We start from the raw sequence: 25,981 nt of genomic DNA on the forward strand, positions 1-25,981 counted from the left end.
CAGGACGATTGCAGGGCTGATCAGCTATGACCGGGTTGAACCCGGGCCTGCATCTTGATGATCCGGTCCTCAAGATGAGGCGAGGTTTCCAGGGCAATCAGCGGTGTATTGCTTTCTTCACTCTGTTCGAAACGCAGGCGGATACTCTGGCCGTCAAAGGTGGCCGGGTCTGCTTCAATTTCAATATACTTTTGCAGCAGCGCATCAATTGAAGTCTGGGCAGTATCCAGAAAGTCATTGATGTTGTCATCATTTGCATCCTTGAATGCCTGCTCGATGGTCTTGGACAGATCCCAGGTAAAAAACATCAATGCATTGGGCCCTTTGACCTCGGGATGTTCATATCCCCAGAAAGCGCCCTGGCTGGGAGAGGATTGGGTCATAATATATCTCAAATACAAATATAGGTAATAAAATCAGTATGATACGCAAGTCTGTATGGCCAATTCAAGGGCCATCAGCTATCGCGAAACTGCATGTTATATAAAGATGCGTACAGTCCGCTATTTTTCAAGAGCTCGGTATGGTTTCCCTGTTCCACGATACGTCCGCGATCCAGCACGAGAATACGATCAGCGTTCTGCACAGTGGAAAGACGGTGTGCAATCACAAATGTGGTGCGTCCCTTCATCAGGGTTTCCAATGAAGCCTGAACCTGTCTTTCCGATTCGTTGTCCAGCGCCGAGGTTGCTTCGTCAAGAATCAGGATGGGCGCGTTCTTGATAAGGCCCGGGCAATGGCCAGGCGCTGCCGTTGCCCGCCCGAGAGCCAGGCGCCGTTTTCGCCAATAGGCGTTTCCAGCCCCTGTGGCAGCGAATTGACATAATCGAGTAAATTGGCCGAGGCCAGCGCTTCCCGTATACGATCTTCGTTGGTGTCGCCGAAAAAGCCGTAAGCTACGTTCTGGGCCATCGTGCCTTCGAATAGCACCACGCTCTGGCTCACCAGCGACAATTGTGAACGCAGGCTCTCCAATGTGTATTCGGCAATATTGGTTCCGTCCATTGTAATTTGCCCGCTGACCGGATCGACAAACCGCGGAATCATATTGACCAACGTGGTTTTCCCACTGCCTGAACGGCCAACAAACGCAATGGTTTCACCGCGCTTGACGGTAAAGGAGATGTCGCTCAGGGTATCGCTGGTGGCATCGGGAAACCGAAAGTTCACGTTTTCAAACGAGATACTACCCAAGTGATCGGAGTCCAGGATTTTTTTACCGGTGTCGTTTTCCTGGGTGCTATCGATCAAGGTAAACACGCTGTCGGCCGCCACCAGCATTTTCTGCATGCGTGCGGCCACATTGGTCAGGCGCTTGACCGGATCGAAGATTTGCGCCAGGGCCGTGAGAAACGCGGCAAATGAGCCGACCGTCAGGCGCCGGTGCTCCCCTGGTACAACGCGGTTGCGATCACAATACCTACGGCAAATGCAATGCTCAGCTGGGTGATAGGAGTCATGGCGGCACTGGCAATGGCCGAGCGCATGGCAAACCGGCGCAGCCCGCTATTGACCGACAAAAAGCGCCCACGCTCAAAATTGTAACCGTTGAACAGTTTGACCACACGCTGACCTTCAATGGATTCTTTAACGACCCGGGTGAGCTCTGCGTTGATATCCACCGTCTTCATATTGATGCGACGCAACCGCTTGATAAATATCCTTGTGGTAATGACGGAAATGGGCATGATGATGAAGATAATCAGCGTCAACTGCCATGACAGATACAACAACATGGCCAACAAGGCAATGACCACCGCGCCGTCACGCACCAGAATGATGCATACCTCGGTGGCGTAGTCTGTAATATTGCCGGCGTCAATGGTGAAGCGATTCATCAGCCTGCCGGTGTCGCCCTTCTGGAACTCACCGTCAGGCATGCCCAGCAACTTTTCAAACATATCCTTGCGAATACCCAGCAACATATTGTTGGCAATCCAGGCCAGCAAATAATCGCTCAGAAAGTTCAGGATGCCACGCACCAGAAACAAGCCCACGACGGTGAGCGGAATGGACCAGATATAGTGGGGCTTGGCGCCATTGAAACCCTCGTCAAGTAGCGGTTTCATAATATAGGCCAGCGCAGGCTGGGTGACTGCGGCCACGGACACCAGTACCAGCGCTGCGACCAGGGCCTGCCAGTAGTCGCCGACCCGGGCGTAAATACGTCGAAATACGGTTTTGCGGCTACCGCTTTTGAAAGAGTTATCCAATCTGGGTACCTTATACTGTCATTTTCTTACTGTTCATCCGGGGGATTTTACCGGTTTAGGCCGGCCTTGCGTGTCTGTTTGGCTGGATCATCGGGAGAAGTTTGCCGCGGCAACATAAAAACCACGCTAAAATCCGGAGCATGAAAAACCTAGAACGTGTTTACATCCGGCTGCCAAACTGGATTGGTGACGTTTGCATGTCCAGACCTGCGGTAGAGGCAGCACTGGCCAGCGGCCTGACCATCGTGGCCTGCGGCAAGCCGTGGGCCCAGGCACTGCTGGCAGACTTGCCCGGCCTGCAGTTTCTGGCGCTCAGTGGCCAGTGGCGCCAGGACCGTCAACGCATCAAAGCCCATCGCAGCGCCCATCCCGGTACCGGACGCAGCGTGGGGCTGCTGCTGCCCGATTCGCTGACCAGCGCGCTGGCCTTCCGTCTGGCGGGGCTGCCGTGCGCGGGGTACCGTGACGATGGCCGTTCGCTGTTGCTCAAATGGGGCTTTGCCAAACCATCACAAACACTGCACGCCGTGCAATCCTGGTATTGGCTTACCCGCGAGGCCTTTGCCCGCTGGGGAGTGACGCTGGCCGCGCAACCGGCGCAAAGCCTGTATCTACCCTCGAACGCAGACGCGGTCGCTACGGCGCAAGCGGCATTGTCGGCGACAGGGGCAAGCGGCGCACCGATACTGATCGCGCCAACGGCCACCGGAGAGCATAAGGGCAGGAACAAGGTATGGCCACACTTTGATGAGCTGACCCGTCAGCTGCAGGCGCAAGGTTATACTGTTGTCATGTCGCCTCCGGCCAGCGAGGCTGCCCAGGCGCTGGCCAATGCGCCAAGTGCGACAGTATTGCCCCCGCTGGATCTTGGCGGTTTTGTTGCGTTGCTTCGGCAGTGTAGTCTGGTCATCTGCAACGATTCGGGTGTGGCCCATCTGGCCGCGCTGACCGAAACACCCCAGCTTACCCTGATCGGGGTCACTAACCCCACGCGTACCCGTCCGTGGACGCCCCGCGCGCACCTGCTGGGTACCTATGGACACTGGCCATCGGTCGCCGATGTGCTGGACACAGTCAATCAATTATTGCGGAACGAATAAAACATGTTCAGCTCTCTGATCAATCTTGTTGTCCCCCTGAACCTGTGTATTTTTCTGATGGTCCTGGGGTTTGTACTTTGCCTGATTCGCTTCAGGCGCAGCGGACTGTCACTTATTTTTGCCGGCATACTATGGGTACTGATCTGGTCGCTGCCGGTTACCTCCATCGTATTTGGCGGCATTCTTGAAAACAGCTACCCGCATCGGCCCGCCGCACAATATCCGGTAGCACAGGCCATCGTCGTGCTCGGCGGCGCCACGGCCAATAATCGCATCAACTGGTTTGAACCGCTGGAGCCTGATTCCAAAATTGCCCGCGTGGATACGGCCGCGGAACTTTACTTCCAGCACAAAGCGCCTCGCATACTGGTGTCGGGTGGCGCGTTATCGGGCGACGTCAGCGAAGCGCGTGGCATGGCTGCCAGGCTCAAAACCCTGGGCGTACCGGCAGAAGACATCATTCTTGAAAATGAGAGCCGTACCACGCATGAGAATGCCGCGCTCACGGTGCAGCAATTACGCGACCATCAGATTCATTCCATTTTGCTGGTCACTTCTGCTCTGCACATGCCCCGCTCCATGGCCTCATTCAGTAAATATGGGCTGGACGTCACCGCAGCCCCCAATCCGGCTCAAATCACCGTACCCGACGACAAGAATTTTTCACTTCTGATACCCAATGAACGGGCGTTGGCAGGCAGCCGCTCGATTCTCAAGGAGTATGTTGGTGTATTGGTATATTGGCTGCGCGGCTGGGTGTGATGCCGCGCCGCCGGTCGAATCTCGGCATTTTCCAACGCGAGCATCAACAACAATGATAAAGGCGACGCGAATAAACCAGGATCTGCCAAACCGATGCTAGTAAGACTGGTAGCGCATTAGCCGGTGGGGCGGCGATGTATCATTATTCAGCGCCGGGCACGCGGATATAAGATTTCACGCGCCTGCCTCGGATGCGCTCGGTGTCGTTGTATTGAAATTAACCGTGAGCATCTGTTTTTTTAGAAATCCGGCTTGATTTTTCCATTCTGTTTTCAAGCGCCTCACCCAATACACCCATCGCAAGCAAAATAGGTTCGGCCATTTTGCCAAGCTCAGAAACGGAGTACTCAACTTTGGGAGATATTTGCTCAAAATCCTTCCTGAGAATGAGACCATCTTCTTCCAGTTCGCGCAATTGCTTTGTCAGCGTTCGCGCAGAGACCGGCCCCAGACAGCGAGACAATTCCCCAAATCGTCTGGGCCGTTCAAGTAAAAACTGGATAATCAGGACCTTCCATCGGCCGCTGAGCACTTTCAACGTTGTTTCAACCGGGCAGCTCGCTGCTTTTTTTGATACTTTTGTTTCCATTTTTCCCTCGAAAGCCTGTGATGTGCGGCAAGGTGGTATCACCACGGTAACTACTTGTCGCGCTGTCAGACACCGACTATATTAGAACCCGCTGCAAATTAAAACCTTGCAGAATCAGGCCATTTAAATTTCAATTTTAGGAGCTGCACATGTCTGCTACGAACGGTATGCTTGACCCCGATGACTCAGTCATTTTACTCATTGACCACCAAAGTGGACTATTTAACACTGTTAGAGATTTGCCAGTTCCCGATTTGCGACACTACGTCACTGCGATTGCGAAAACGGCAACGCTTTTGAACATACCCGTGATTACGACTGCCTCGGTCCCTGATGGTCCTAACGGTCCGCTCATTCCTGAAATCCATACCCACGCTCCCCATGCTGTTTATGTTCCTCGTACAGGCCAGATTAATACTTGGGACAACCCGTTGTTCGTTGAAGCAGTTGAAAAGACCGGACGTAAAACGCTGATTATTGCCGGCACGCTTACCAGCGTGTGCATGGCATTTCCCGCAGTCAGTGCAATCCAGGAAGGCTACAAAGTCTATTGTGTAGTAGATGCTTCAGGCAACTGGAGTAAATTGGCAACTGACGCCACGATTGCACGTGTGGCTCAGGCCGGCGCCATTCCTACGGATACCTTTGCTATTGTGGCCGAATTAATGCGGACATGGAATCGGCCTGAAGGATCCCGTTTTGCCCAGATCCTTGCCGAACATGTATGCCCTGAGTACAAATGTCTCATGGAAAGCTATGATAAGGCTCAGGAAATTGCAAAAAATGGTCCCGAAACCAATCTCGATAAATATCAGTAATTAATAATTATTAGCAGCAGGCGGACGGGGTCTTTGCAGATCCAATATGAAACGTCCGCCCTGGCTGCCCGGCCATGTCATTTGTGTTAAATGTTCCGCCGGTATGCACAAGATCCATCACAAACATAAGCCGTTGTTATCCACGGCGCTCAACACTGTCGAAGTTTATGAGTGGGCTTGGCTGGCCCGTTTCCGGGCTTCGCGACGCATCTTTTTCCACTTCTTGAATTTGCCGTAAAGGCGTCCGGCCAGCGTATCTCTGGCGTAGAACAGCCGATTGAGCAGCCATTTGCCACTGCGGTTGGACACAGCAATGCGATAGATATTTTCTGCGTCGCCATGCTGCCGGTTAAACCCATAGGCATCGGTGGTGAAAAAATAGCGAAAACCCAGGTCGCGGGCGGCCTGTTTGTAGTCTTCGTCGAAATACCCCTGGGGCCAGCAGATAAAGTCATCCTGCTTGTTCAGCCGCTGAGCGATCAGCCCGCGGCACAGCGCGAGTTCTTCACTGATTTTTTCAATTTTTTCTTCGCGACTAGATGCAACCTTGTCCCAGCGGGTATGCGTATGGGTATGCGAATGGATCTGCATGACGCCACTGGCGTCCATTTCCTGGAGCTCGGACCAGCGTAGAATGACCTTGTCGGTTTCGCCGGATGCCACCAAATGCTTGGACTCTTCGTGTACAAAGGCGGCCGGCAGGTCTGCAGGATCGGCATTGGCCATGGTCGGACGCGGCTCGCCTTCGCCCACCCAACCGGTGACTACAAATAACACGCCTGTCATTCCATATTTTTTAAGTAACGGATAGGCGTAAGTGTAGTTATTCAGATAACCGTCATCAAAAGTGATCAGCACGGATTTGTCGGGCACCGACGCACCGTTCAGGTAATCGGCAAACTGCTCAATCGTGAGTGAACGATAGCCCGCGCCCTTTAAGGCAGCCAGCTGGCGCTCGAACACATCGGGCTGTACGTTAAGGGGGCTTTTGAGCGGGTGCACATGGTGATACATGAGCACCGGCACATTTTTTGCATTGTCTGTCATGATTTTTCATCCAGCCATTTGCAGTAAACGGCTTCGGTATTGATGGCCAGCATTTCCGGAGAAAACACAGCTTCATCATAAAGCCATTTATGCGCTGCGCGGCTCATCTGCGTACGTAATGCCGGATTTTGAATCAACGTATCAAGCGCCTGGGTAAGCGCGGCGGCGTCATGCAAGGGGACCAGGATACCGGTTTCGCCGTTTCTGAGCATCTCGGAAACACCACCGACATCGGTACCCACCACCGGCAGACCGCTCATTTGCGCTTCTACGTATACCGTGCCCGAGGCCTCCTGTTCGGTAGCCAGGGCAAAGATGTCGCTGCCGGCAAGCAGATTGGGTACGTCCTTTCGGTAACCCATAAGATGTACGCGCTGCTGCAAGCCACTGTCGGCAATATGCTTGCTGACTTTTTCAAATGTTGGCGAGCCGGCGCCGACCAGCACCAGGTGCAGATCCGGATAGCGTTCAAACAAGGCCTTCATGCTGTCGATAAGAAAGATATGACCTTTTTTTTCACGCATCACCGCAACACAAATTACCACGATCGCCGAACTGTCCAGTCCCAGTTCCTCGCGCAGGGTCGATTGCGCCACGGGCGCTGGCGGCTCCACCGGAGAATAGATCGTGGCCACTTTTTCTGGCGCTACGCCTTTATCCAGCACCATTTGCCGCACATGATTGCTGACCGTTGCCACCTTATGTGGCAGCCAGGTGTAGGATAGCAATGAGCCAATGGGAATGGCCAGATGCCGGGTGCGGACAATAAGCGGCGTACCGGCAAGACGCCCGGCCAGCGCGGCGATCAGCGTATCCTTGCGACTGTGCGTGTTGAGCACATCGAACCGCCCTGCTTTCAGGATGCGGCGAATCGCCGCCACCCCTTTTACAAAATTGACGATCCCGCCCATGGGAACCGTGTGCACGACAAACCCCTCATCGCGCATGCGCGCCACCAATTGGGCTTCGGGCCGGCAGATCAGCTCCATATGGTGTCCGCGCTTGCGCATTGCGCGCATTTCCTTGAATATACGGTGCTCCTGTCCGCCAAAGGAAACAGCGGCTTCGGAGTGCACAATGCGCAACGGTCGGGACGTTTTCTCAGCCGCTGCTGCGGGGCTGCCTGCCGCTGGGGGCACGTCCTGCACAACCGGTGGTTTGGCGGATGTATTCACGAGTAGCTTACCTCTACGGAACCAGACTGCTGATGTTCGCGCAGTCGTTCAAACAGGCTGTCGGCCATGCGCACGCGCCATTCCTCACCCAGTTCAATATCGCATTTATAGCCCTGGCGGGCTGACACATAACTCAGTTGCACGCGCACGCCCGGGATACCATTCTCGGGTTCAGCGCGGTAAGGATTCAGCAAAGACTTGAGCATGCTGACCGACATGCCATCTGCAATTTCAATTTGCAGGCAGCGGGCCCGCTCCTCGCGCGCTTTTTGCAAATCATAGAGGCTGTCTGCACTAATGCGCAGCCCGCCATTGAAGCGATTGACCTTGGCCTTGATCCGCGCAATGACCAGGCTATCGCTTTTCAGAATATGGCGATTGAGCTCATACACGCTGCCGGGGCACATGATTTCCACCTGGGCCGAGCCATCGTCAAGCAACAGGAAATACAAGCGATCATCGGCTTCGGGCTGGCCTGGGCTCTTGCGGTTACTGGCAAAGAATCGCTGCCCGATCAGCACACCTGCCACCCATTGCGCATCGCGTGACTCGTTGATGCCAGACAGTTTGGTGGGCGCAAACCGGCGCACCTCGTCGCGCCAGACATCAAACAAATGATGACTGAAATAAAAACCGAGCGCATTCTTTTCTTCGATGAGCTCGGTATGCAGATTCCAGGGCGGCACACGGGCAACCTGGTCCTGCACGATGGCGCCCGAATCGTCACCGAACAGGGAGACCTGGTCGGCGCTGCGGTCGGCCTGGTCGGCTGCATCGATGGCATGCGTTAACGCGGCCAGCAGCGCGGCGCGGTTGCGTTCGAGTTCGTCGAACGCGCCGGCGCGAATCAGCGCTTCCATGGTACGGCGATTGACGGTGTGGCGATTGACGCGCTTGCAGAAGTCGTACAGGTCCAGAAACGGCCCGCCTGCCTCGCGTGCCCGAAGAATCTCTTCGACGGCGCCCTGGCCGGTGCCCTTGACGGCGCCCAGGCCAAAGCGAATGGTGCGCGGCGGTTTGCCCGCGCGCATGGCATCGTCCTCTACCGGTTCGAAGCGGTAAACCGATTCGTTCACATCAGGCGGCAGCACGGCAACGCCATTGTCCAGCGCATCGCGCCAGAAGATTTGTACTTTGTCGGTGTCGTCCATATCCGAGGACATGGTCGCGGCAATGAATTCGGCGGGATGATGCGCCTTGAGCCACGCCGTCTGATAGGAAATGAGTGCATAGGCGGCCGAGTGACTTTTGTTGAAACCATAGCCGGCGAATTTTTCCATCAGGTCAAACAGGCGCACCGCCAGATCACCGTCATAGCCTTTTTCCACCGCGCCTTTTTCAAACAGCTCGCGATGCTTGGCCATTTCCTCGGCCTTTTTCTTACCCATGGCACGGCGCAGCAGATCGGCGCCCCCCAGACTGTAGCCGCCTACAATCTGGGAAATCAACATCACCTGTTCCTGGTATACGATCACGCCGTAGGTGCTGCGCAGCGTAGACTCCAGCGAGGGATGGAAATAATCAACCTCGGCGCGCCCGTGCTTGCGGTTGACGAAGTCATCAACCATGCCCGACTCCAGGGGACCGGGACGATACAGGGCCAGCACCGCAATAATGTCTTCAAACGTATTGGGCAGCAGCTTTTTGAGCAGCTCCTTCATGCCCCGGCCCTCAAGCTGGAACACCGCCGTCGTATTGCCCTCGCACAAGATGCGATAGGCTCCCGGATCATCCAGCGACAGCGACATGATGTCAAAGTCGCGCATGCTCGGATTGAAGCGCCGCACATAGCGTACCGCCCAATCCAGAATGGTCAGGTTGCGCAAGCCCAGAAAGTCGAATTTGACCAGGCCTGCGGCCTCGACGTCGTCCTTGTCATACTGGGAAACCACACTGGTATCGCTGCCTGGCTGACAATACAGCGGGCAAAAATCGGTCAGTTTGCCCGGCGCGATCAGCACGCCACCGGCGTGCATGCCGACGTTGCGGGTCAGGCCTTCCAGCGGTCGCGCCAGATCCACGATCGCCTTGACCTCTTCGTCATTATCGTAACGACGACGAAATTCCGGTTCTTCTTCCAGCGTCTTGGCCAGACTCCAGGGGTTGGCCGGATTGAATGGAATCAGTTTGGACAGCCCATCACACAGGGAATATGGCAGCTCCAATACCCTGCCCACGTCGCGTACCACCGCCTTGGCTCCCAGCGTACCAAATGTGGCAATCTGGCTGACCGCATCGCGCCCGTATTTTTCCTTGACGTACTCAATCACCTTCTCGCGATTATCCTGACAGAAGTCAATATCGAAGTCAGGCATGGATACCCGTTCGGGGTTCAGGAACCGTTCGAACAGCAAATCGTAGCGCAAGGGATCAAGATCGGTAATGCCCAAGGCATAGGCCACCAGCGAACCGGCACCGGAGCCGCGCCCCGGGCCCACTGGCACGCCGTTCTGCTTGCCCCAGTTGATGAAGTCCGCCACGATCAGAAAGTAGCCGGGAAACCCCATGCCAATGATGGTCTTGCATTCCAGTTTGAGCCGGTCCTGATATGCGGGCCGCGCCTTTTCGCGCTCCTGGTCGTCCGGATACAGTTGCTTTAAGCGTATTTCCAGGCCTTCTTCGGACAGTTTGACCAGATACTCGTCCAGCGAACTGTTGTCAGGTGTCGGAAAATCTGGCAGATGCGGTTTGCCCAGCGACAACGTGAGCGAACAGCGACGGGCAATTTCAACCGTATTGGCGATGGCTGAAGGCACATCGGCAAACTTGCTGGCCATCTGTGCCGAACTGAGCACATACTGGTCTTCTGAAAAGCGGCGGGTGCGCGATTTGTTGCCCAACAGCTCGCCGTCTGAAATACAGACGCGCGCTTCGTGCATCCGGAAGTCTTCCGGCCGGGTGAACTGTACCGGATGCGTCGCAACCACCGGCAGGTCCAGCCGGGCCGCCAGTTGCATGGCCAGCTGCACATAGCGCTCATCGGCTTGCGGGCCGGTACGCTGCAATTCAATAAAATAGGAGCGTGGAAACCATGCGGCCCAGCGGCGTGCCAGCGCTTCGGCCTGGTCTACCCGCCCGGCAAGTAATGCCTGGCCAACGTCGCCAGCCATGCCACCGGAAAGCATAATCAGGCCTGGCTGATTCTCCAGCCACTCACGCTGCAATTCTGCCCTGCCCTTGTACTGATTGGCAGTCCAGGCGCGTGAGAGCACTTCGCACAGGGCCAGATACCCCTGGCGGTTCTGCACCAGCAACAGTGCGCGAAATGGCTTATCGCGGTCTTGCTCATTGGCCAGCCACACATCGCATCCGGCAATGGGTTTGATACCCTTGCCCCGGGCTGCCTTGTAGAACTTGATCAGGCCAAACAGATTGGATAAATCGGTCAGCGCAATGGCCGGTTGCGAATAGGCGGCAGCGGCGGCCACCAGTTCGCTGATGCGCGCGGTCCCGTCCACCACGGAAAATTCCGAGTGGGTGCGCAAATGGACAAATATGGGAGAAGCATCTACTGAAGTCATAAGCTATTGTATCAACGATTAAGGCTTTCCCAGCTTTTTTGCAAACGCCGTACCGACACCGGCACCGGGGTGCGCAGCTCCTGTGCAAACAGGGCCACGCGCAGTTCCTGCAGCATCCAGAAAAAGTCGTCCAGCCGCTCATCGGCCTGGCCCTTGAGCGCACTGCGCATGCGCTGGTAGTTCAGTACCAGGGGCGCCATCTCCTGCATCAGGCGGGCATCGCGCGCCGGATCGCTGCGGTATTTGTCGATACGCGCCGACGCCGCCTTCAGATAGCGCGGATAATGGGTACGCCGGCTGTGCGGGTGATCGGTCAGAAATTGCGCCGTCATGAAGACGCTTGCGCCCGCCACGATATCGTCGTGCAGCGTCTTGGCCGACGAACGTACCGAGACCAGTTTCTTTTGCAATGCCGCCCACTCTGTCAGGGTGGTCAGCGCCAGCCGGGCCTCTTCCTGAATCAACAGGCCTATGCGACCCTTGGCGTCCAGACGCCGCGCTTCAAACTGCTCGGCATTGGCCGGCAGCGGCTCGGCCAGGCAGGCCTGTCCCAGAGCCGCCTCGACAATCTGATCGCGCAGGCTCTCCTGATTCATCAGCGAAACGGCCAGCATGCCCATACGCGTGAGTTCCGGAATGGATTTGGCCAGTTGCTTTAACTGATCTTTCATGGCAATGCGAAACAGACGCAACAACCCCAGTCGGTGCTTGCGCGCAGCAACATCAGGATCATCGAAAACATCAATGGTGCAGCTTTGTCCCAGATCCACCAGCGCCGGGTAACCAATGAAGACTTCGTTCTTCTTGCGGATTTCCATGATTTCCGGTAGCTGGCCGAAATCCCATTGCACGATATCGTCCTGGCTGACCACCTGGGCCACCGATTTGTCGCGACTGACCATGGATTGAAACGATGCCTGCGCAGCCGGCGCATGTTCGGCCTTCAGCTGACTCAGGTTACGGCCGGCCGAGAGCATGCGGCCATGCTCATCCACCACCCGAAAGTTCATGAACAAATGTGCCGGCAGCGTCTCCGGCTTGAAGTCGCTGGTAGCCACCCGAATCGTCAGTTCATCACGAATATCATCGGCCAGCGCCACCAGCAGCGAGCGATCCGGATCGGCGGCTTTGTCAAACCAGCGCTCGAAAAACCCCTGGGCATAATCGGGCAGCGGCACACAATGACGCCGCAGTTTCTGCGGCAGCGATTTGAGCAGGTGCAGCACCTTTTCCTTGAGCATGCCCGGCACCAGCCATTCGCTTTGCACCGGATCTACCTGATTGAGCAGAAACACCGGAATGGTTGCGGTCACCCCGTCTTTGGGCGAACCGGGTTCGAAATGGTAAGACAGCGCCAAAGACATGCCTTCCCACTCCGTGCGCTTGGGAAACACCTCCGAGGTAATACCCGATGCCTCGTGACGCATGAGATCTTCACGGTTCAGCAACAATTGCCGGGCAGCCGCCTGGTCCAGCTTGCCGTACCAATTGACCAGCGTCTGCGTCTGGCAGACATCGGCAGGAATCTGTTTATCGTAAAAGGCAAAGATCAATTCATCGTCAATCAGAATATCGGGCCGTCTGGCCTGATGCTCCATTTTTTCAATTTCCCGTATGACCTTGGCGTTATGCGCAATAAATGGCAGCGTAGCGTTAATCTGGCCGTCAACCAAAGCCTGCCGGATAAAGATCTCGCGCGCCTCGGCCGGTGCGATTCTGCCGTAATTGACCTTGCGGCCGCTGTAGACCATCAGACCATAAAGCGTGGCTCGCTCGTTGGCCAGTACCTGCCCGCGGCTGGCATTGAAGGCCGGGTCAGACCAGTGTTTCTTCAGCAGATGCGCGCCGGCTGCTTCGATCCAGCGGGGGTCCACATTGGCAATGCACCGCGCAAATAATCGGGTGGTTTCGACCAGCTCGGCAGCGACAATCCATTTGCCGCTTTTTTTGATCAGTGCCGATCCCGGGTGAACCACAAAACGAATATCGCGCGCCCCCTGATATTGGGCGCTCTCCTCGCTTTTGAGGCCGATATTGCCCAGCAGGCCGGTCAGCAGGCGCGGTGCACCTGTTCAAAGGTAGCCTCGGTCGTGTTGACACGCCAGCCCTGCTCGCGCACCAATTGCAGCAATTGCGTGTGCACATCATGCCACTCGCGCAAGCGCAGGGGCGAGAGAAATTCACCGCGCAACTGGGTAACCAGTTTGCGCTGTGAACCCTTGTGGCGCACCGCATCTTCATACCAGTTCCATAGTTTCAGGTAGGACATGAATTCGGACTTGTCGTCACGAAAGCGCACATGCGCCTGTTCGCTGGCCTCGCGCGCATTGAAGGGGCGCTCGCGCGGGTCCTGAATGGACAGGGCTGCAGCGATGATCAACATCTCATGCAGGCAATGCTGATCGTTGGCGGCCAGAATCATGCGTGCGATGCGCGGATCCAGCGGCAAGAGTGACAGCGTCTTGCCGATTGCAGTCAAGGCATTGTGTTCATCCAGGCGCCCAGTTCCTGCAATTGGTTATAGCCGTCGGCCACCGCCTTGCCCGCCGGCCGATCGACAAACGGAAACGACTCGATCTCGCTCATGCGCAGCGCTTTCATGCGCAGGATCACGGCCGCCAGTGATGATCGCAGAATCTCCGGATCGGTAAATTTCGCACGCTGGGCAAAGCCCTCTTCATCATAAAGGCGGATACAGACGCCCGGGCCGATACGGCCGCAACGCCCGGCACGCTGGTTGGCCGAGGCCTGGCTGATGGGTTCGATCTGCAGCTGTTCGACCTTATTGCGCCACGAATAACGCTTAACGCGAGCCAGCCCGCTATCGACCACAAAGCGAATGCCGGGTACCGTGAGCGAGGTTTCAGCCACGTTGGTGGCCAGAATCACCCGGCGCTGATTGGTGTCGGGACGGAAAATGCGTTCCTGCTCCTGCTGCGACATACGGGCAAACAGCGGCAGGATCTGGGTGCTGGGCGGATGGTGCTTGCGCAGTGCCTCGGCAGCCTCGCGGATCTCGCGCTCGCCCGGCAAAAATATCAATATGTCGCCGGCGCCGTGGGCGGCGCACTCGTCAACCGCAGCCACAATGCCATCAACCAGCTCTTTTTCGCCGTCACGGTCCAGACGGCGCGTTTCGTTTGCTGTCGATCGGGCCGCCGGCCTGGCCTCGTCTTCGTCGTCCAGAAAATGCACCGGTCGGTAGCGCACTTCGACAGGAAACAGCCGGCCCGACACTTCGATAACCGGCGCCGGTTTGCCATCGGCATCGGCAAAATGCCGGGCAAAGCGGTCTGCATCAATAGTTGCAGATGTGATAATGAGCTTGAGATCGCGCCTGCGCGGCAACAGCACGCGCAAAAAACCTAACAAAAAGTCAATATTGAGGCTGCGCTCATGCGCTTCATCAATAATGATCGTATCGTATTTGCGCAGCAGCGGGTCTTTTTGCGATTCAGACAGTAAAATGCCATCTGTCATCAGCTTGATCGCGGCGTCCGGACCCGTCCTGTCGTTAAACCGGATCTGATAGCCAACCAGCTCGCCCAGAGGCGTATTGAGCTCTTCAGCAATCCGGCGAGCAACCGAGGTCGCGGCCAGGCGTCTTGGCTGGGTATGGCCGATCAGGCGTGTGCGGCCCCGCCCGGCCTCAAGGCAGATCTTGGGCAGTTGTGTGGTTTTGCCCGAGCCGGTTTCACCGCTGACGATGATGACCTGGTTTTCCTGTAGCGCCTGGGCAATTTCATGTCGTCGCTCACTGACGGGCAGCGCTTCCGGATAGGTGATGGGCGGGATCTCGCGCGGCGCACGCACAGCACGCGCAGGCGTGTCCTGGCGCGCATTCTGTGGTTTCTTTGCCGTATCAGCGGCCCGATCTTCCTTTTTTTTCATACAATTTCAATCTGTTCATTCAGCCAACATTATAATTTTGGCAGGCCGCATATTTATTAGATAGCGGTATTTCACATCAATTCAAGGAATCCATACCACCGTGACCATTGCCCCTGACCCCGAAACCTATTCTGCCCAGGATGCACCTGAATTTGTTCCCGCACAATTTGTGCGATGGTTTCGCGATGTCGCTCCCTATGTGCACACTCTGCGCAATAAGACATTTGTGGTTGGATTTGGTGGCGATCTGATCCAGGCCGGCGCGCTCAATGCGTTGATTCAGGATCTTTCCCTACTTACCTCGCTAGGGGTGCACATTGTACTGGTTCATGGCTGCCTGCCCCAGGTGAACGAACAGTTGCGCCTGAAAGGGTTTTCCTTCCAGTTTGGTCGTGAACCGGAGCCTACCTCTGCCGAAGCCCTGGAATGCGCCAAGGAAGCAGCTGGTGAAATTCGGCTGGATATTGAAGCTGCGTTCAGCCAGGGGTTGCCCAACACGCCCATGTCCAACGCACAGATTCATATCATTTCAGGCAACTTTGTGACCGCCCAGCCCATTGGCGTCATCGACGGTGTCGATTTTCGTCATACCGGCAAGGTGCGCAAATTCGATCTGGATGCCATGAAAAAAGTCTTGTCCCACGGTGGCGTGGTGCTGCTCTCGCCCATTGGTTTTTCACCAACAGGTGAAGCATTCAACCTGGCGATGGAAGACATTGCCACCAGTACCGCGGTTGCCCTGCGTGCCGAAAAACTGATTTTCCTGACTCAAAATCGCATGTTGCGCGACAGCCTTGGCCAGATTATCACGGAAATCGCACGCGAAGATGCCGAAGCGATGATTCGCGAAGGCACGCTTGACGTGGATACACGCAGTTATCTGTCCCATGCCGCCAAGGCGGTCAAGCGCGGCGTGGCCCGTGCCCACCTGATCCCCTTCGATCTGGACGGCAGCATTCTGCTGGAATACTTTACCCATGATGGCGTCGGAACGATGGTGTGGAGGACACGCTGGATGACCTGCGCACCGCCACCATTGACGATATTGGCGCGATCGTACAACTGATTGAACCACTGGAGGCTGATGGCACCCTGGTGCCGCGAGGCCGCCATGTCATTGAACGCGATGTAGAGCGCTTCACCGTGCTGGAGCACGATGGCGTCATTTATGGCTGTGTTTCGCTCAATCCGTTTCCCGCAGACCAGATGGCGGAAATGGCCTGCCTGATTGTCAACCCCGAATGGCAGGGCTCTGGTGAAGGAGAAATCCTGCTGCGCCATACCGAAGCACGTGCGCGCGCCATGGGCATGAAAAAACTATTCGTACTGACCACACGCACCTCGCACTGGTTTATCAAACGCGGCTTCGTACAGGGAACCATCAACGATTTGCCCCAGGAAAAGCAAATGAACTACAATCGTAGTCGCAACAGTCATATCTTTATCAAAAAACTTTAAGCGAGAATTGCCATGGCCCGAATGATTCAATGTATCAAACTGAAAAAAGAGGCCGAAGGTCTGGACTATCCTCCCTATCCGGGCGAATTGGGCACCAAGATCTGGAATTCGATTTCCAAGGAAGCCTGGCAGCAGTGGACTGACATTCAAACGCGTATTGTCAATGAGAACCGCCTGAACCTGGCTGATGCCCGGGCCCGTAAATATCTGCAGCAGCAAATGGAAAGTTTTCTGTTTGACGATGTGGATGTCGAAGCCCAGGCTACGTGCCGCCTTCAGCCTGATGCATTTTTTCTATAGCATCACATCTGTGATGCTGCGCCGTTTATTGCACACGCAATAACAGCATCCTTGACCGGGCCTGGCCCGGTTTTTTGTCGCCGGCACGGCAAGCGGCCCGCCGCTGACGCTCATATCCGCATAGCGCGCACTCTGATGGTTACGTGCTTGTCTGCGCCGCTTGCTGACAGGCCCGCAGACCTGTGGCCCTGTTTTGAGCCGGTATACCAAAGCGCTTTTCACGGCAAAAAAAACTCCGCACTTTCATGCGGAGTCATTTATTATTGCTGCTTATTCATATTGGATATTGCTAATTGAGCATTGCTGATTAGGTATTACTGACCGGTATTGATTACTCGATATCCGTTTACTAAGATAATCCCAATTGCAATTGGCTTTCAATACCCGGGCTACTGACGGATTGAAAATATCAATTGCTCTGGTCAGCCACCGGGGCGGGGGGCGCTGTTGGCTCCTCTTCACCACGCGCCATAGATTCAACGTTCTTGACGCTGGTGTGGCGGGCGTCTTCACCCTGCACCAGATAAATGACCCGTTCTGCCATATTCTTGGCATGATCGCCAATTCGCTCCAGGCACGGGCAATGAAGATCAAGTCTATACATGCCGTGGTGGTGCGCGGATCTTCAATCATGTAGCTGCTCACCTCACGCAATATGCTTTTCCATTGCTTGTCGATCTTTTTGTCGCTGCGCACGACATCGGCCGCCAGAATGGCATCCTTGCGTGCAAAGGCATCCAGGCTGCGATTGAGCATTTTCTGAACGCCAACGGCAAAATGCGTCATATCTACAATGGGCTCGTAGCGGTTGGGGCTCTCGTACAGACGACGCGCCATTTTGGCGATTTTTTCGGCCTCGTCTCCGGAGCGCTCCATGTCCGTAAGCATTTTGGATACCGATATCACCAAACGCAAATCCACAGCCGTGGGTTGCTGCAGCGCCAGGATTTGGGCAATCGAATGGTCAATATCCATTTCCAGACGATTGACTTCCTTTTCCCGCTCAAACACCCGTTCTGCAACGGTCAGATTGCCGTCGGCCAGAATCAGCATGCTGTCTTCGATCATTGCCTCTACAAGACCACCCATGCGTAAGAAACGGGAGCGGATATCTTCGAGTTCCGCATCAAAGCGGGTGTTGGTATGTTGTGCCATGGCGATGCCTGCGATAAGAAAGATAAGAGAAGTTTAAGACCGTTCAATGACAAGAATATGACATCAGCGTTCGCGAATGTCTACCCCCTGCTGCTTTGCAACCATTACAACGGTTGCCGGTTCAAGCGCAAACAGACCGCAAGTGACCACGCCGGCGATCGCGTTCATGGCCGTTTCCATTTCACGCGCATCGGCCAGGCGCATGCCCGCAACATCAAGTATCGGATTGCCATTATCTGTAATAAAATCAGCCCGCACAGTGGCCGTGGCGCCCAGCGCTGCTATTTTGCGCATCACAATAGGCACGGCCATGGGAATCACTTCAAGCGGGATGGCAAAGCTGCCCAGCAGATCCACGCATTTTGTTTCGTCCACGATGCAGACAAACCGTTCAGACGCAGCGGCCACAATTTTTTCCCGTGTGTGCGCCCCGCCACCACCCTTGACCATTTGCAGCAATGGATTAATTTCATCGGCGCCATCCACATAGACCGGCAACGGTTTACTGGTTTCGGCCAGATCCAGCACGCGCACGCCGTGCCCGCGCAAACGGGCTGCGCTGCGTTCCGAACTGGCAACAGCGCCGGCAAATTCATTTTTATATTTTGCCAGTTCATCAATGAAAAGATCGGCGGTTGAACCCGTGCCCACGCCGATCACGGCATCGGCGCCAAAAAAAGGCCGGATATACCCGACGGCGGCCTGCGCCACGTCGCGTTTCAATTGTTCCTGTGACTTCAGTTCCATGATCCTACCTGTTACGAGAGATGGGCAGCAAAAGTGCTTTCGGCAAACCCGAATGTGGTCGCACCATCGGCGAACATCGTGACCGGCCGCTTGATCAGTGAAGGAAACTCCTCGGCCAGCGCCAGCCATTGCTGTTCGGTGGCGGGTGTTTTGCGATCTTCGGGTAAACCACGCCAGGTCTGGGAATTGCGATTGATCATCAATTGTGCCCCGCCTGCGGCGCGGCCCAGGTCTTGAGCAGCGCGCTGTCTGCCGGCTCATCGCGATAATCGGTAAATTCAACCTGCTCGCCTCGCTCCTGTAGCCACTTGCGCGCTTTTACGCAAGTACTGCACCGTTTCAGCCCGTATTGGCGTATTACACTCATTGCTTTGCACGTCCCTGAAAATAATTGGCAACAATCACGAATGTCCCGACCAGCAGGATCATCAACGTTGCCAGCGCGTTGACTTCCGGTTTTATGCCGAGCCGCACGCGCGAAAAGACTTCGATTGGTAAGGTAGTATAGCCCGGACCATTCAGGAAGGAGGCAATAACCACATCATCCAGGGACAATGTAAAGGCCAGCAGCCAGGCCGATACCAGTGCAGGAGCAATTAGCGGCAGCGTGATGGTGAAAAACACCCGCAACGGGGGCGCCCCCAGATCCAGCGCCGCCTCTTCCAGAGAACGATCCAGTTCGCGCACCCGCGACTGAATGACCACCGATACGTACGCTACACACAGCGTAACATGGCCCAGCCAGATGGTGAAAATGCCATTGCTTTCAGGGAAACCAGTCATGTTTCGGATTTCGATAATCATCAACAGCAGTGAAATACCCAAAATGACATCTGGAATAACCAGCGGCGCATTCAACATGCCGATATACAGGCCAAATCCCTTGAACGGCCCCTTGCGCGCCAGCACATAACCGGCCCAGGTGCCGATGATCACCGCTGCGGTCGCCGTCAGAAACGCAATACGCAGTGACAGCCAGGCCGCACTGAGCAAAGCCCGGTCCTGCGACAGGCTCTGGTACCAGCGTAGCGAGAAGCCTGACCAGCTTGAGGCCAGCGCCGATTCGTTAAACGAAAAGACAATCAGGCTGAGAATGGGAATATACAGAAACAGCAGGCCTGCACCCAGAAACAGCCACTTGAGCCAGATATTTTCCTGTTTCATTCGTCCCGTCCTTTCAGGGCCCTGGCCTGGCTGTACTGGAATATCACGAGCGGAATAAGCAGGAAAAGCGTCATGGTCACGGCCACCGCTGCAGCCACTGGCCAGTTGGTGTCGGTAAAGTACTGATCCCACATCAGGCGACCCATCATGTATGTGTTGGTTCCCCCCAGCAGTTCGGGAATCACATACTCGCCCACCGTCGGAATGAAAACCAGCATGCGCCGGCGATTACGCCGGGAACCGACAGCGGTAGCGTAATGGTGAAAAATGCCTTCCACGGGCGCGCGCCAAGATCATAGGCTGCCTGCAAAAGCCGCCGGTCCATCTTGACCAGGTTCGTGTACAGCGGCAGGATAAAAAATGGCAGGTAGGTGTATACCAGACCGATATAGACGGCCATATCGGTGCGATAAATCTCGATAGGCGTCGAAGTTATGCCGGTCCACATAAGAAACTGGTTCAACAAGCCTTCGTTGCGCAAAATGCCGATCCAGGCATAGACGCGCAACAGCAGCGAGGTCCAGAATGGCAGGATGACAGCCAGCAGCAGCAAGTTGCGCTGGCGTGGCGCTGAACGGGCGATATAGTACGCCATTGGATAGCCGATAGCCACACACCACAAGGTGGTCACCAATGCCATTTTCAGCGATTTGAGATAGGCACCGATGAACAACGGATCGGTCAGAAGCAGCAGGTATCCCTCAAAGTGCAGGGAAAGCGTCAGTACCTCTTCCTCTATCTGTACCAGTGGTCCATAAGGAGGAATACCAAACGTGGATTCTGAAAAACTGATCTTCAGAACAATGAAAAACGGCACCAGCAAACAGAGCACCAGCCAGATATACGGTGGCAAAATGGCCCACGCACGCTGGTCGGGACGATAGTTGCGCAGCGAATGCAAGGGCTTCATGACGGCAGCACCGTTGCGCTGTCCGGCCCCCAGGTTACAAAGACCTCGTCATCAATGCCGGGCGCATTTTCCTGCGCCAGCTCAATGCCTGGCACGCTGGCCTCGATGACCTTGCCCGAATCCAGGCGAATCTGATAGAGCGTGTAGCTGCCCATCCAGGCCACGTGCGTGACAATACCGTGTCCGATATTGGTTTCGTCGTCGGGCTGGTCAATCAGCACGCGAATCTGCTCTGGACGAATGGACACGAACACTTCCATGCCCAGCGGCTCGCTGACCCCGTGATTGACAAACAGCGGGCGCATCAGCTCATCGCTTTCGATCACGATATGGTCCGGCTCATCCACCACGATCGTACCGGTAAAGATATTGGTCGAGCCGATGAACCCGGCAACAAAGCGCGAATTCGGAAACATGTACACTTCCTGCGGGCTGCCGGTTTGTACAATCTGTCCCTCGGTCATGACGCGATGCGGTTGGCCATGGTCATGGCTTCTTCCTGGTCATGGGTCACCATGACGCAGGTCACGCCGACCTGGTCAAGGATCCGCACCAGTTCGATCTGGGTCTTCTGGCGGATCTGTTTGTCCAGCGCCGACATGGGTTCATCCAGCAACAACAGCTTGGGCCGCTTGACCAGGCTGCGCGCCAGTGCCACACGCTGCTGCTGCCCGCCCGACAGCTGTGAAGGCTTGCGGCGCGAATAGCCGGCCATTTGCACCAGATCCAGGGCAGCGAACACGCGATCATGGATTTCCTGGCGATCAACGCCTTCCTGCTTTAACCCGTAGGCCACATTGGCCTCTACGGTCATATGAGGAAACAGCGCGTACGACTGGAACATCATATTGACCGGCCGCTTATACGGTGCAATACCGGTCAGATCAGTCCCGTCCAGCAGGATCTTGCCCGAGGTTGGCGCTTCAAAACCGGCCAGCATGCGCAGCAGGGTTGACTTGCCGCAACCCGAACTGCCCAGCAACGCAAAAATCTCGTTGCGCCGCACCGTCAGATTGACCGACTGCACGGCAACGGTGTCACCGAAAATCTTGACGACATCAACCAGCTTGACGAATTCATCCGCGTCGCTGGTTGCCGCCGACAAATGCCGCTCGGCCATCTTATTTCCCTGCCTTGAGCTCGGCCCACAAGCGGGTCTGCAGGCGGGCAATTTTCATCGGCTGGGCTTTGATCACAAACAGGGTCTTGGCTACGTCGGCTTCCGGGTAGATCATGGGATTGTCGGCAATTTCCTTGTTGACGAACTCGCGTGCCGCCTTGTTGGCATTGGGATAGAACATATTGTTGGTAATGGCCGCATGCACCTTGGGCTCTTCAATGTAATTGATGAACGTCATGGCGTTTTCCGGATGAGGTGCGTCCTTGGGCACGGCCATGGTATCAAACCATGCCGGCGCTCCGCCAGCCGGAATGTAATAGTCGATCACGTAATCTTTCTTGGCTTCCTTGGCCCGACTGGCGGCGATCATGACATCGCCGGAGAAACCATACACCATGCACAGGTCACCTGAAGCCAGTTCATCAATATAACCCGATGAGCTAAATTGGCGGATATACGGACGGATTTTCTTGAGCACGTCCAGGGCCGCCTGGTAATCTTCAGCCTTGTCGCTATTGGGATCCTTGCCCAGATAATGCAGAACGGCAGGAAAGACCTGCGCGGCCTCATCCAGGATGGAAATGCCGCAAGACTGCAATTTCTTGGCATTTTCCGGATCGAACAGTGTTTCCCACTTGCCCAGTTCGGCGTTTTCACCCAGGGCCGCTTTGGCCTTGGTGACGTTCAGGCCGATACCGTTGGTTCCATAGCCCCAGGGCACCAGATACTGGTTGCCCGGATCGACCTGTGCAACCAGTTCCATGATGGCCGGATCCAGATTTTTCCAGTTCGGTATTTTAGACTTATCCAGTTTCTGGAACAGACCGCCTTCGATCTGGCGCGAGGCATAATGGGTTGAGGGCACAACCACGTCATAACCGGACTTTCCGGTAAGCAGCTTAGCCTGCAGAATGTCGTTGGTATCATAGGTGTCATAGCGCACCTTGATGCCGGTTTGTTTTTCGAAACCCGGAATCGTGTCCGGCGCGCTGTATTCAGCCCAGTTGTAGACATTCAGCACCTTTTCTTCGGCAGCATGAACGGCACTTGCAGTGCAGGCCAGGGACAGCGCGAGAACAAGGCGGCGGACAGAGGACGGTTTCATTGCGGTTTCCCCAAATCAGGTTAGAAAAAAAAGAAATAATAAAGGCATTTTTCGCCTGGGTCACCGAATTTTTTCAGCTTTGCTGATATTGCTGTTGCAGCTGTCCCGAAAAAATGACGCCCTGCTCCCCGAGCAGCTTTTGCAGTGAGCGGCCCAGGCGTTCAAGTGATTGCTCACGCAGCGTTTTCGTCATGGTCCGGCGCGATGACTTGTCAAAGTCGATCAGCCAGATTTTCTGTATGTCGTCCACCAGAATATTGTGGGCATTCAGATCCGCGTGATAGACATTGGCGTCATGCAACTGGCGAATGGCGGCACTCACAGGCTCGACCAGCTTGATACTGGCCGGCCCTGCCTGGCTGATTGCCTGCGCCAGGGATATCGTATTGTGCAGTCTCTCGGTCATGATGGCAGCACGGTAAGTAACGCCGCGTCGCTGATAGGAAGCAGCCATGGCACGCGGCACCGGCAGGCCCTGGGCATGCAGTTCGTTCAGGAGCGCAAACTCAGCAAACGAGCGGGTGGTTTCCTCTGAGATCCATAAATAGCGTTCGTCCACAAACCGGCTGATCAGGCCACCGCGATGATAGTGACGCAACACGGCTTCTCCCCAGGGCGTGGAAAGATACCAGGCAGTATTGCGCCCCCCATCCGAGACCTTGGTTGCTTTCTCGCCCCAGGTCCGTGGCGTGAAAATTTCAATCCGGGCCGGAATCGGAAAATCAGGGTGAATGCGAATCCCATGATGCATCTGGCGTCCCGGCCGATGGGTGCTGTGAAAATCAGGCTCAGCCATCTTTGTTCCGCATCCAGTCGGCCACGCCAAAGAACGAATGCAGCAAATGCTCCTGCAACGGTGCCGGTACGTTGCAATCGATCATGGCGCGTCCCATGCAGGCAACCCATTCATCCCGTTCCTGAATGCCAATGGAAAACGGCAGGTGCCGGGCCCGCAACATGGGGTGACCGAATTTTTCAATATACCGGTCGGGGCCACCCAAATAACCGCTCAGAAACAGAAACAGCTTTTCTCTTGCGTGTTCGAGTGAATCGCCATGAACAGCGCGCAGCGCCTTGAAATCATCTTCAATATCCATCAGATCATAGAAGCGTTCCACCAGGGCATGCAAACCCGCCTCACCGCCGATCTGGTCATAAAAGGTTGTCGTGGTGTCCAGATTTTCCACAATATTCAATAATCTTGCCATTAGTCGGCACTCCGTAAAATGAGTAGCGGGGGCGTATTTTTCACAGCACGCAAGGCCATTTTACCCCCTGCCCATGATGCAATGATCCCCAGTATGATTCCGCTTATCCATGGCATGATACCGGTGCGCAGCGTGATGTCAAACACCTGCACGGCCAGCAGTTGCGCGATCAGTATCGCAAAGGCCGCAGCCAGCGTTCCCGACACAACGCCGATCACGATCAGTTCGCTGCGCTGGGCCTGGTCCAGCTGCCGTGAAGTGGCGCCCATGGCCCGTAACAGGCTCGCTTCATACATCCGTTCATCCTGAGTGGAAAGAAACGCGGTACTGAGCACGACCACGCCCGCAGCCAGCGTAAACACAAAAAGAAACTGAACCGCCGCTGCCACACTATCGAGAATCGTTTGTAACTGGCGCAAGATGCCCGACACGTCAAATACCGTGATATTCGGAAACTGACTGACGACGTCCTGAGTAAATGCAGCCTGCTGTTCCGGCAAATGAAAAGCCGTAATCCAGGTCGCCGGCTTATCCTGCAATACGGCAGGCGAGAGAATGGCAAAAAAATTGACCTGCATGGAGTCCCATTTCACGGTCCTCAGGCTGGTCACCCTGGCGGTCACCAGCTCACCAGCCACATCGAAGGTCACCTGGTCATTCAGTTTGACACCCAGCTGGCCGGCAATATCGTCTTCAAACGACACTTCAGCAGCGTTGGGATCCAGCCAGCGACCGCTGGCGATACGGTTGCTGGGCGGCAACTGGCTCAACCAGGACAGGTTAAATTCACGCTCGGCCAGCCGCTGCGTGCGTTCAGACTCGTAAGCCGAAGGATCCACGTCCTTGTCGCCAATCCGGACCAGGCGCCCGCGCACCATGGGATCTAGCAAGGGCTGGCCCAGCCCGGCCTTGGCGAACATCTGGCCCAGCGCCGGTTTCTGGTCCTGCTGAATATTGATCAGGAAACGGTTCGGCGCATCGGGGGGCAGATTATTCTGCCAGGCCGCCAGCAAATCGGTGCGCAGCAGGCCCAGCAGCAGGATAATCATAATGCCCAGCGTGAGTGCACATATTTGCACGACTGTCATGCCGCGCCGGTTTACCAGGCCGGCCAGTGCAAAACGCAGGACCGGCCGCGACACCAGCCGATGACGCAATTGAGCCAGCAGGCGCAGGATGGTCCAGGTGATTGCCGCACACACCAGCATCGCCCCGATGAAACCCGCCGCGCTGATCAGGGCCAGCGTGGTGTTGCCGGTATGCAGTAACAGCAAACCGACCCAGATGACAATACCGACTCCGATGGCGATCCATGGGCGACTGGCTGCGACATCCAGTTCGCGCCGCAGCGCCTTCAATGGCGGCACCCGCGACAGATGCATCACCGGTATCACGGAGAAGCCGAAGGCCAGCACCCAACCGGTCACCAGACCTGCCACGCCCGGCGCCCACGAGACTGCGGGTAAGGTCGCCGGAATCAGGCCGGCCAGAAAATACATCAGCACGTAGTGCAACGCCAGACCCAGCACGACACCGGCGATAGAGGCAAAGGTGGCGATCAGCATAAACTCGATAGCGACCAGCTTCAGGATGGTTCCCTGGGTGGCACCCAGGCTGCGCATAACGGCCAGCCCGTCCTGGTGGCGCGCAGAAAACCGGCGTGCCGCAAGGGCAATGGCCACGCTGGCGATCATGACG

The 25,981-nt window shown here is 55.8% G+C and carries 16 protein-coding genes and 7 pseudogenes; 5 read left to right on the plus strand and 18 right to left on the minus strand.

The genetic code is table 11. From position 1 onward, the window contains the following. Window positions 1–20 precede the first annotated feature (20 nt). Both TKWG_RS12480 and msbA read right to left on the minus strand, forming a co-directional pair. The gene (locus TKWG_RS12480) at window positions 21–383 is read right to left on the minus strand and encodes a hypothetical protein (protein WP_014751176.1); all 363 of its coding nucleotides are present in this window, start codon (window positions 381–383) and stop codon (window positions 21–23) included. A gap of 74 nt (window positions 384–457) precedes the next feature. Further along, window positions 458–2,213: pseudogene (gene msbA / locus TKWG_RS12485) on the minus strand (lipid A export permease/ATP-binding protein MsbA). Between the two features lie 140 nt (window positions 2,214–2,353). Between msbA and TKWG_RS12490 the strand changes: the two are divergent. Together TKWG_RS12490 and TKWG_RS12495 are read left to right on the plus strand one after the other, a co-directional pair. Beyond that, on the plus strand, window positions 2,354–3,313 hold the full coding sequence (locus TKWG_RS12490; protein ID WP_014751177.1) for a glycosyltransferase family 9 protein: 960 nt from the start codon (window positions 2,354–2,356) through the stop codon (window positions 3,311–3,313). A gap of 3 nt (window positions 3,314–3,316) precedes the next feature. Continuing rightward, window positions 3,317–4,075, plus strand: a complete 759-nt coding sequence (locus TKWG_RS12495) for a YdcF family protein (protein ID WP_014751178.1) — start codon at window positions 3,317–3,319, stop codon at window positions 4,073–4,075. Window positions 4,076–4,292: 217 nt separating this feature from the next. Here TKWG_RS12495 and TKWG_RS12500 read toward each other — a convergent pair whose 3' ends face one another. Further along, window positions 4,293–4,664, minus strand: coding sequence for a winged helix-turn-helix transcriptional regulator (locus TKWG_RS12500; RefSeq protein WP_014751179.1), 372 nt, complete (start codon window positions 4,662–4,664; stop codon window positions 4,293–4,295). Window positions 4,665–4,813: 149 nt separating this feature from the next. Between TKWG_RS12500 and TKWG_RS12505 the strand changes: the two genes are divergently transcribed. Beyond that, window positions 4,814–5,482 (plus strand): isochorismatase family protein, encoded by a 669-nt coding sequence (locus TKWG_RS12505; RefSeq protein WP_041709481.1) that lies wholly within the window; start codon window positions 4,814–4,816, stop codon window positions 5,480–5,482. Between the two features lie 165 nt (window positions 5,483–5,647). Here the strand turns inward: TKWG_RS12505 and TKWG_RS12510 are convergent, their stop codons facing one another. From TKWG_RS12510 to hrpA, 4 genes and pseudogenes are all read right to left on the minus strand, one after another. Beyond that, a complete protein-coding gene (locus tag TKWG_RS12510; RefSeq protein ID WP_014751181.1) occupies window positions 5,648–6,529 on the minus strand; it encodes a polysaccharide deacetylase family protein in 882 nt (293 codons plus the stop codon). Then, window positions 6,526–7,614 (minus strand): glycosyltransferase family 4 protein, encoded by a 1,089-nt coding sequence (locus TKWG_RS12515; protein ID WP_041710211.1) that lies wholly within the window; start codon window positions 7,612–7,614, stop codon window positions 6,526–6,528. The genes TKWG_RS12510 and TKWG_RS12515 overlap by 4 nt, the downstream gene beginning before the upstream one ends. Window positions 7,615–7,700: 86 nt before the next feature. Further along, window positions 7,701–11,225, minus strand: coding sequence for a DNA polymerase III subunit alpha (gene dnaE / locus TKWG_RS12520; protein WP_041709484.1), 3,525 nt, complete (start codon window positions 11,223–11,225; stop codon window positions 7,701–7,703). A gap of 11 nt (window positions 11,226–11,236) precedes the next feature. Further along, a pseudogene (gene hrpA / locus TKWG_RS12525) lies at window positions 11,237–15,116 on the minus strand (ATP-dependent RNA helicase HrpA). A 100-nt stretch (window positions 15,117–15,216) separates the two neighbouring features. Between hrpA and argA the strand changes: the two are divergent. Further along, window positions 15,217–16,574: pseudogene (gene argA, locus TKWG_RS12530) on the plus strand (amino-acid N-acetyltransferase). Between the two features lie 12 nt (window positions 16,575–16,586). Beyond that, window positions 16,587–16,858, plus strand: a pseudogene (locus tag TKWG_RS12535) (oxidative damage protection protein). Between the two features lie 425 nt (window positions 16,859–17,283). Here TKWG_RS12535 and phoU read toward each other — a convergent pair. The 11 genes and pseudogenes from phoU to TKWG_RS12585 all read right to left on the minus strand — a co-directional run bounded on the left by phoU (window position 17,284) and on the right by TKWG_RS12585 (window position 25,977). Then, window positions 17,284–18,029 (minus strand): annotated as a pseudogene (gene phoU, locus TKWG_RS12540) (phosphate signaling complex protein PhoU). A 63-nt stretch (window positions 18,030–18,092) separates the two neighbouring features. Continuing rightward, window positions 18,093–18,770, minus strand: coding sequence for a ribose-5-phosphate isomerase RpiA (rpiA, locus tag TKWG_RS12545; RefSeq protein ID WP_041710212.1), 678 nt, complete (start codon window positions 18,768–18,770; stop codon window positions 18,093–18,095). A gap of 17 nt (window positions 18,771–18,787) precedes the next feature. Beyond that, window positions 18,788–18,976, minus strand: a complete 189-nt coding sequence (locus TKWG_RS25015; protein ID WP_014751187.1) for an ArsC/Spx/MgsR family protein — start codon at window positions 18,974–18,976, stop codon at window positions 18,788–18,790. Then, window positions 18,976–19,143, minus strand: coding sequence for an arsenate reductase family protein (locus TKWG_RS25020; RefSeq protein ID WP_014751188.1), 168 nt, complete (start codon window positions 19,141–19,143; stop codon window positions 18,976–18,978). Before TKWG_RS25020 ends, TKWG_RS25015 begins: the two co-directional genes overlap by 1 nt. Continuing rightward, window positions 19,140–19,940, minus strand: a complete 801-nt coding sequence (locus TKWG_RS12555; protein ID WP_014751189.1) for an ABC transporter permease subunit — start codon at window positions 19,938–19,940, stop codon at window positions 19,140–19,142. Before TKWG_RS12555 ends, TKWG_RS25020 begins: the two co-directional genes overlap by 4 nt. After that, a pseudogene (locus TKWG_RS12560) lies at window positions 19,937–20,850 on the minus strand (ABC transporter permease subunit). The gene TKWG_RS12555 and the pseudogene TKWG_RS12560 overlap by 4 nt, the downstream one beginning before the upstream one ends. Beyond that, a pseudogene (locus TKWG_RS12565) lies at window positions 20,847–21,970 on the minus strand (ABC transporter ATP-binding protein). Before TKWG_RS12565 ends, TKWG_RS12560 begins: the two co-directional pseudogenes overlap by 4 nt. Window position 21,971: 1 nt before the next feature. Next, window positions 21,972–23,075, minus strand: a complete 1,104-nt coding sequence (locus tag TKWG_RS12570; RefSeq protein WP_014751192.1) for a polyamine ABC transporter substrate-binding protein — start codon at window positions 23,073–23,075, stop codon at window positions 21,972–21,974. Window positions 23,076–23,148: 73 nt separating this feature from the next. After that, window positions 23,149–23,871 carry a 3-deoxy-D-manno-octulosonic acid kinase gene (locus TKWG_RS12575; RefSeq protein WP_014751193.1) on the minus strand — a complete coding sequence of 241 codons (723 nt, stop codon included), beginning with the start codon at window positions 23,869–23,871 and terminating at the stop codon, window positions 23,149–23,151. Beyond that, window positions 23,864–24,283, minus strand: a complete 420-nt coding sequence (locus TKWG_RS12580; RefSeq protein WP_014751194.1) for a group II truncated hemoglobin — start codon at window positions 24,281–24,283, stop codon at window positions 23,864–23,866. Before TKWG_RS12580 ends, TKWG_RS12575 begins: the two co-directional genes overlap by 8 nt. Next, entirely contained in the window at window positions 24,283–25,977 is a 1,695-nt protein-coding gene (locus TKWG_RS12585; RefSeq protein ID WP_014751195.1) for an ABC transporter permease, read from the minus strand. The genes TKWG_RS12580 and TKWG_RS12585 overlap by 1 nt, the downstream gene beginning before the upstream one ends. Window positions 25,978–25,981: the final 4 nt, after the last annotated feature.

The sequence above is a fragment of the Advenella kashmirensis WT001 genome (assembly GCF_000219915.2).
GTDB classification, from domain to species: domain Bacteria; phylum Pseudomonadota; class Gammaproteobacteria; order Burkholderiales; family Burkholderiaceae_B; genus Advenella; species Advenella kashmirensis.

Excerpts from the sequence above, each read along its gene's own strand:
- TKWG_RS12480 (WP_014751176.1), bottom strand. The coding sequence starts at position 383 with ATGACCCAATCCTCTCCCAGCCAGGGCGCTTTCTGGGGATATGAACAT.
- TKWG_RS12490 (WP_014751177.1), top strand. The coding sequence starts at position 2,354 with ATGAAAAACCTAGAACGTGTTTACATCCGGCTGCCAAACTGGATTGGT.
- TKWG_RS12495 (WP_014751178.1), top strand. The coding sequence starts at position 3,317 with ATGTTCAGCTCTCTGATCAATCTTGTTGTCCCCCTGAACCTGTGTATT.
- TKWG_RS12500 (WP_014751179.1), bottom strand. The coding sequence starts at position 4,664 with ATGGAAACAAAAGTATCAAAAAAAGCAGCGAGCTGCCCGGTTGAAACA.
- TKWG_RS12505 (WP_041709481.1), top strand. The coding sequence starts at position 4,814 with ATGTCTGCTACGAACGGTATGCTTGACCCCGATGACTCAGTCATTTTA.
- TKWG_RS12510 (WP_014751181.1), bottom strand. The coding sequence starts at position 6,529 with ATGACAGACAATGCAAAAAATGTGCCGGTGCTCATGTATCACCATGTG.
- dnaE (WP_041709484.1), bottom strand. The coding sequence starts at position 11,225 with ATGACTTCAGTAGATGCTTCTCCCATATTTGTCCATTTGCGCACCCAC.
- TKWG_RS25015 (WP_014751187.1), bottom strand. The coding sequence starts at position 18,976 with ATGATCAATCGCAATTCCCAGACCTGGCGTGGTTTACCCGAAGATCGC.
- TKWG_RS25020 (WP_014751188.1), bottom strand. The coding sequence starts at position 19,143 with ATGAGTGTAATACGCCAATACGGGCTGAAACGGTGCAGTACTTGCGTA.
- TKWG_RS12555 (WP_014751189.1), bottom strand. The coding sequence starts at position 19,940 with ATGAAACAGGAAAATATCTGGCTCAAGTGGCTGTTTCTGGGTGCAGGC.
- TKWG_RS12570 (WP_014751192.1), bottom strand. The coding sequence starts at position 23,075 with ATGAAACCGTCCTCTGTCCGCCGCCTTGTTCTCGCGCTGTCCCTGGCC.
- TKWG_RS12575 (WP_014751193.1), bottom strand. The coding sequence starts at position 23,871 with ATGGCTGAGCCTGATTTTCACAGCACCCATCGGCCGGGACGCCAGATG.
- TKWG_RS12580 (WP_014751194.1), bottom strand. The coding sequence starts at position 24,283 with ATGGCAAGATTATTGAATATTGTGGAAAATCTGGACACCACGACAACC.
- TKWG_RS12585 (WP_014751195.1), bottom strand. The coding sequence starts at position 25,977 with ATGATCGCCAGCGTGGCCATTGCCCTTGCGGCACGCCGGTTTTCTGCG.